This window comes from Pseudomonas weihenstephanensis (assembly GCF_001043055.1).
Lineage (GTDB): Bacteria > Pseudomonadota > Gammaproteobacteria > Pseudomonadales > Pseudomonadaceae > Aquipseudomonas > Aquipseudomonas weihenstephanensis.
On sequence record NZ_JYLF01000009.1, the window covers coordinates 205803 to 212074 of the forward strand.

The 6272-nt window shown below is 57.0% G+C and carries 3 protein-coding genes; 2 read left to right on the forward strand and 1 reads right to left on the reverse strand.

Translation table 11 applies throughout. The features are described 5' to 3' along the window. Positions 1 to 29: 29 nt before the first annotated feature. Positions 30 to 1586, reverse strand: coding sequence for a type VI secretion system protein TssA (gene tssA, locus TU86_RS19230; RefSeq protein ID WP_048365898.1), 1557 nt, complete (start codon positions 1584 to 1586; stop codon positions 30 to 32). A gap of 954 nt (positions 1587 to 2540) precedes the next feature. Between tssA and TU86_RS19235 the strand changes: the two genes are divergently transcribed. Both TU86_RS19235 and TU86_RS19240 read left to right on the forward strand, forming a co-directional pair. Further along, positions 2541 to 3059: an Hcp family type VI secretion system effector gene (locus tag TU86_RS19235; protein ID WP_048365899.1), complete on the forward strand. Its 519-nt coding sequence runs from the start codon at positions 2541 to 2543 to the stop codon at positions 3057 to 3059. A gap of 125 nt (positions 3060 to 3184) precedes the next feature. After that, entirely contained in the window at positions 3185 to 6142 is a 2958-nt protein-coding gene (locus tag TU86_RS19240) for a type VI secretion system Vgr family protein (RefSeq protein ID WP_048365900.1), read from the forward strand. Positions 6143 to 6272 lie beyond the last annotated feature (130 nt).

Consider the following 6272-nt stretch of genomic DNA (forward strand, 5'->3'; position numbering starts at 1 on the left):
TTTTTTCCTTGCGTGTATGACCCTTGGGCCTATTCGAGTACCACTTCGAGATCGAGATGGCACAACCTGCGATAAATCTCATCCCTGCGTTCACGTACGGCATGGTTCTGCGGCAACAGTTCGCAGCAGCTGTGCAGTAAATGCAGTACTTGCAGCGCAAGATCGGGCTCCCAGGCATGCAGGCCTGAGTCCTGTAATGTGTGGTCCAGGGTCTCAAGCTGGGTCTTGGCCAGCTCGTACTTCTTGGCCATAAAACACAGCCGCGCGAGGGCGAACTGCCAAAAAAACCGGACACGTCCACCCTGAGCGTTTTGCAAGCCTTGTTTGAGGGTCTGTACGGCGGGCTTGAGGCCGTCCTTGCGCAGAATCGGTAGCACCGCTTCAAGGGCCAATTCCCACGCGGGCTGAGTGGCGGTCACTTCCACCTTGCGCGGCGCACTGGTGCTTTGCAGGTGCGGCATGACATTGGCGCTGATCCACGCCCGCGTCGCCGGGTCGGCAAACGGCGCACCATCGTGAAAGCGCAATTCGATGATGCCCGGCAAACGTTGAATCAACAGGCTGAAGTGGATTTCCACCTCACGCATGGCGATCTCGGCATTCAGCGCCTGCAAACACTCCCAGACAATGCGATGCCCATCGAACCAGAACGGCGCTTTGCCCAGGCTGGCTTCGACTTCGACCAACAGATCGGCATATTGACCTTGGGCAAAGCGGTCCTGATAAGCCTTGAGTTTGTCGACGGGCAACCCCCGCAGCACGGTAACTTGCTCACTATTACGCTCAGGTACAGCGTCTATCGCCATCCACATCAACGTACGATTTAGGCGTAGCGCCCGCACATCCGTAGCCTTCTGTTTAAGCCACCAGGCACACAGCGGCCGTGCGCTGTCCTGCTGGGTGCGCAGCGCTTTTTGTGCGTCTTTTTCGTTATCAATCGGGGTGCCGGGCGTGAATAACTGGGTCGCGGCCTGCTTGACCTGAGCCACCACCGCCCCTACCACGCCAGGTTCGGGCTCATTGTTCGCCGCGCGCTGAACCATGTTTGCCAGCCGCCGGTGAATGGGCAGCAGCAACGGCGCAGCATCGTCAAGGTGTTGTGTCAGCACCGCATCCAGCGCTTGCAACTGCTTGACCAGGCTGCGGAACAGCGGCAGTTGCTCTTTGATCGGCACGTCATCTTTGAGCGCACCCTCAAGACGCGGCACCAACCAAGCAATCGCAGCGGCCCGAGTGCGCGCTTTGGCGGGGTGAAACTGCTCCCAGTGGTGCTCACACAGGTACACCAACACGCCTAATCCGGCATGCAACCCCACAAACGACTCACGCAGGTGCAAGGCCCATGTCAGCCAGGCCGCGACACGTAAATCCTTGGAGGATGTTCGGAGAATAAGTTCGCTGTTTTCCTGGATTTTCAACCAGTCGATGGGGCCACTGGCGTGCAGCGACTGGGCCTTTTCCAGCTCGGCTTCCAGGGCTTCGAACTCACTGGAGTAGCGAACTTCGTCGCCGGCAAAGTTATCACTTGAAATAGGCTGCCGGGCCAAGTCGGCATAGCGAACCATTAGCGTGCTTGAATACGTCATCTATGCCTCCTTGATGATTGAACGCTGGGCGTTCGTGCCTCCTGGCAAATGCAGAAAGTACCGTGGATGGTGTGCATGAGCACAGAGGATCCAACAGCTTCTCAATCAAGCCTCACACATGCCTTTATGGCACTTTGATACTTGATGCGGGCCGAGAGAATACACAAAAAATAAAACAGAAGTTACCAAAAAATTGATTCCCGTTCGTCGTAAAGAATCATGACCTTCATATCTTGCAAATGAATAGGCGCTTATTTTTCAGGTACGCCCCTACTCTGAAAGTTCTTTGAAAAGCCTTGGATTCACGTCTAAAAGGACCAATTTCCGCCCACTAAAATCAGGGTTTAGCCATTTATAATCAATGGCTTAACAGCTTTAAATACAGACTGTAATTTAATCATGAACACTGCAAACAATGTCGACAATAATCCACTCAGAACAGATCCGCGCCTATAAGACGATTCTTACAAAAATAAAGGATCTGACTTACATGCATAAATGCGACAAGTCGGAGATCCATGCAATTTACCCTACTAACAACCTGCTCCCGCAAAAAACAGTACAGATATGCCGCACATCTGATACGCAAAGCGCTACACAAAATCTGATTACCCGTTGACTTCTTAAAATCAACAAAATTGACATTTATGACAAACACCAACTGCGCAAGAAGTTGCGCACTTAAATGTGGATAACCGTGTGGATACATCGCCACAGCGTATATAAACCGGTAGCTGTAGACGAGTGCGCAAGAAGTTGCGCAGTACTGCGCAACTTCTTGCGCACTTTATCCATGCTACCTACCTGAAAATTGGTCATTTCATACGCTTACTTTAGCTATCTATCTGATTTATATGGTTATTATTTATGTTGGCACGAACCTTGATTGTCATTACCAGCACTTGAACGGCATTTGGGCCTTTCAAGTCCTTTTTTTCAGCAAGGAGAGCCTCCATGGCGACGCCAGCGTATATGTCCATCACGGGCACCAAACAGGGTCTGATCACTGCCGGTGCGTTCACCGCGGACTCAGTGGGCAATACCTATCAGGAAGGTCATGAAGACCAGGTCATGGTTCAGGGCTTCAGCCACGAAGTGATCATTCCTCGTGACCCGCAGTCCGGTCAGCCGACCGGTCAGCGTGTGCACAAACCGGTAAAAATCACCAAGGTGTTCGACAAGTCCTCGCCGCTGCTGCTGGCTGCGCTGACCTCAGGCGAGCGCCTGACCGAGATCGAAATCCAGTGGTTCCGCACCTCGGCTGCCGGTACTCAAGAGCATTACTACACCACCAAACTTGAAGACGCGATCATCGTTGACATCAAGGACTACATGCACAACTGCCAGGACCCGTCGAACGCGCACTTCACCCATCTGGAAGACGTGGAATTCACCTACCGCAAAATCACCTGGACCCACGAAGTGTCCGGTACATCCGGTTCGGATGATTGGCGTACTCCGGTCGCGGGCTAAGGCTGCGCGAGCGTTTTAGCGCACCGGGCCGTTGCGGGCCGGTGCGTGCATGACCCCAGAATTTTTCTGTTTTCGGCGCCTGTTTCCACACGACGAAAATCGCTGCACTGCATGAGGGACAAGGGATGTTCGCACCGGCTCATCAGCCCCATTTCACGCTGGCCCTCGACGGGGCGGACTTTCAGGTGCTGGCCTTCAAAGGCCGCGAAACCCTGAACACGCCGTTCGTTTTTGACCTGGAGCTGGTCAGCGAGCGGCCTTTCCTCGACCTCGAAACCCTGCTGCACAAGCAGGCGTTTTTGCAGATTTCAACCACCGGCACCGGTTTTCACGGGCAGGTGTACAGCATCTCCCGGGGCGAAGCCGGTAAGCGCCTGACCCGCTATCACCTGTCGCTGCGCCCGCATTTGTCGTATTTGGCGCACCGGGTCAACCAGCGAATCTTCCAGCAAATGACTGTGCGCCAGATCATCGCCCAGGTGCTGGAAGAACACGGGATTTTGGCCAGCGATTATAAGTTCCAGCTCAGCGCAACCTATCCTGAGCGGGTGTATTGCGTGCAGTACGACGAATCGGACCTGACCTTCATCCAGCGCTTGTGCGAGGAAGAAGGCATCCACTTTCACTTCCAGCACAGCCCTGGCGCGCACCTGCTGGTGTTTGGCGACGACCAGACCATCTTCCCAAAACTGGCACCGGTGGCGTATCAACAAGACACTGGGCTGGTGGCCGACACGCCGATGGTCAAGCGCTTTGGCATGCGTTTAGCGACGCGTACCAGCCGCGTCACGCGCCGCGATTATGACTTCACCAAACCGCGCATCGAGCTGGAAAGCGACGCCAAAAGCAAGGCTGTGCCGGACCTTGAGGATTACGATTATCCCGGTCGTTTCGTAGACCGCGAACGCGGCAAACACCTGGCCAATCGCAACCTCGAACGCCATCGTACCGACTACCAACTGGCCAAGGGCAAAAGCGATCAGCCCACCTTGGTCAGCGGGCATTTCATGCCGCTCACCGCGCACGCCAATGCGACATGGAATGACCTGTGGCTGCTGATCGACATCACCCACCACGGCAAGCAGCCGCAGGTGCTGGAAGAGTCGGTCACCAGCGATGTCACAGACTTGAAAGACGATTTCCATCAGGGCTATCGCAACACCTTCAGCGCAATCCCGTGGGACGTGCCGTTCCGCCCGCCACTCAAACACCCCAAGCCCAAAGTGCTGGGCAGCCAGAGCGCGATGGTTACGGGGCCGGCAGGCGAAGAAATTTACTGCGACGAATACGGCCGCGTCAAAGTGCAGTTCTACTGGGACCGCGAGGGCAAGTTCGACGACAAAACCAGTTGCTGGATGCGTGTGGCGTCGAACTGGGCGAGCATGAGTTTTGGCTCGATCAACCTGCCGCGCATTGGCATGGAAGTGCTGATTACCTTCCTTGAGGGCGACCCGGACCAGCCGCTGATTACCGGCTGCCTGTACCACGGCGTGAACCTGCCGCCGTACAAATTGCCCGAGCTCAAGACCTTAGCCACGGTCAAAAGCAAAGAGTACAAAGGCAGTCGCGCCAACGAACTGCGCATCGACGACACCACCAGCGAAATCAGCATCGCGTTGCGCAGTGACCACGGCGCGAGCGCGGTCAACTTGGGCTATTTGACTCATCCGCGACCTTCGGGGGGGCAGCCGCGTGGCGAAGGCTTTGAACTGCGCACCGACCGCCACGGCGCCGTACGTGCAGCGGCGGGTTTGCTGATTACGACCGAGCCACGTCCCAACGAATCCAAGCACCACAAAGACCTGCCCGAAACCGCCGAACGCTTGGCCACTGCCAGCGATCAGCAAGACGGCCTGTCCATGCAAGCCATGGAAAATCAGGCGCAGGAAGCCGGTGACCAAGACGAGGTGGCCAAGGCGTTGTTTGCTCAGCATCGCGGCATTACCGGCAGCGGTCCGGCCAACGTCAGCGCCAACGAATTCCCTGAATTCACCGAGCCGCATCTGGTGTTGGCGAGCCCGGCCGGTATCGCGCTGAGCACGCCCAATTCGACCCACATTGCGACCGGCGAGCACTTGGGGCTGAGCAGCACCGGTCACACCAGTCTTTCAATTGGTAAAAAACTCTTGGCCAGTGCCAGCCAAGGCATGCGCCTGTTTGTGCAAAATCTGGGCTGGCGACTGGTGGCCGCATCGGGCGACATCGACGTGCGGGCGCTGAAAGACAGCATCAACCTGTTGGCCAAACTCAATATCACCGCCAACGCAGACCGCATCACCCTCACCGCTAAAACCGAGCTGGTGATTCAAGGCGGCGGCAGCGCCACGACCTATAACGCAGGCGGCATCACCCACGTCACCACTGGCCCGTACACGGCGCACGCGGCCAACTTTGCTTATACCGGTGCCAAGAGTCTGGCCGGGGTATTCCCCGAGCCGCTGAAACCGGGCAAGGGCAACCTGGAACTGTTCAACCAGTACGCCAACCGCCAAGGCATCAAGGGCGGTGATTTTGAAGTGATCGACGCACTGGGCAAAAGCATCAAGGGCGCGCTCGACCCCAAAGGTTTCGCCGCCGTGGCAGGTGCTGCACCGGGACCGGCACGGGTCAAGTTTGGGCCCGACCCGTCCGACACCTGGAGCGTGGGCAGCTACATCGGCCAACCGCAATGGCCGCGTGAAAAGCCCGGCGATGCGGGTTCGGACAGCCTCCCCGGCCCGATCCAAAACATGATCACCGACCTGTTGCCGCGCCAAGGCAAAAGTGCCGAGTTGCTGGAGCAAGGCAAGGGCCTGGCGAAAAGCGGCCTGGACATGGCCAAGACTGGCATGGCCACGGTGCAAAGCGGTATGAGCGTAATCCAGACCGCCCAAGGCGCGATGCAATCAGCGCAAAACGTCAAAACCACTGTGCAAGCAGGCGTTGCGCAACTGGCCAGCGCTGCGTTGCCGAGCGCCTCAAGTTTGCTGAATCTGGCCAACAGCAGCGGCGCTCTGCCGAGCCTGCCTGCGCTGCCGAGCTTCACCCCTCCCAAGCTTTCCTTCAAAACCCCCGGCCTGCTGGCGGGTGAGATGCTGTCATGACGGCTGAAAATGCTGTTGCAGAAAAACGTGGCCCACAAGTGGCCATCGTGCCGATCAGTGCCATCGACATTAAAGACGTGGCCAGCGGCGCGGCGGTGTTCGATGCCTGGTTGCAGGAAGTCAGCGGCGG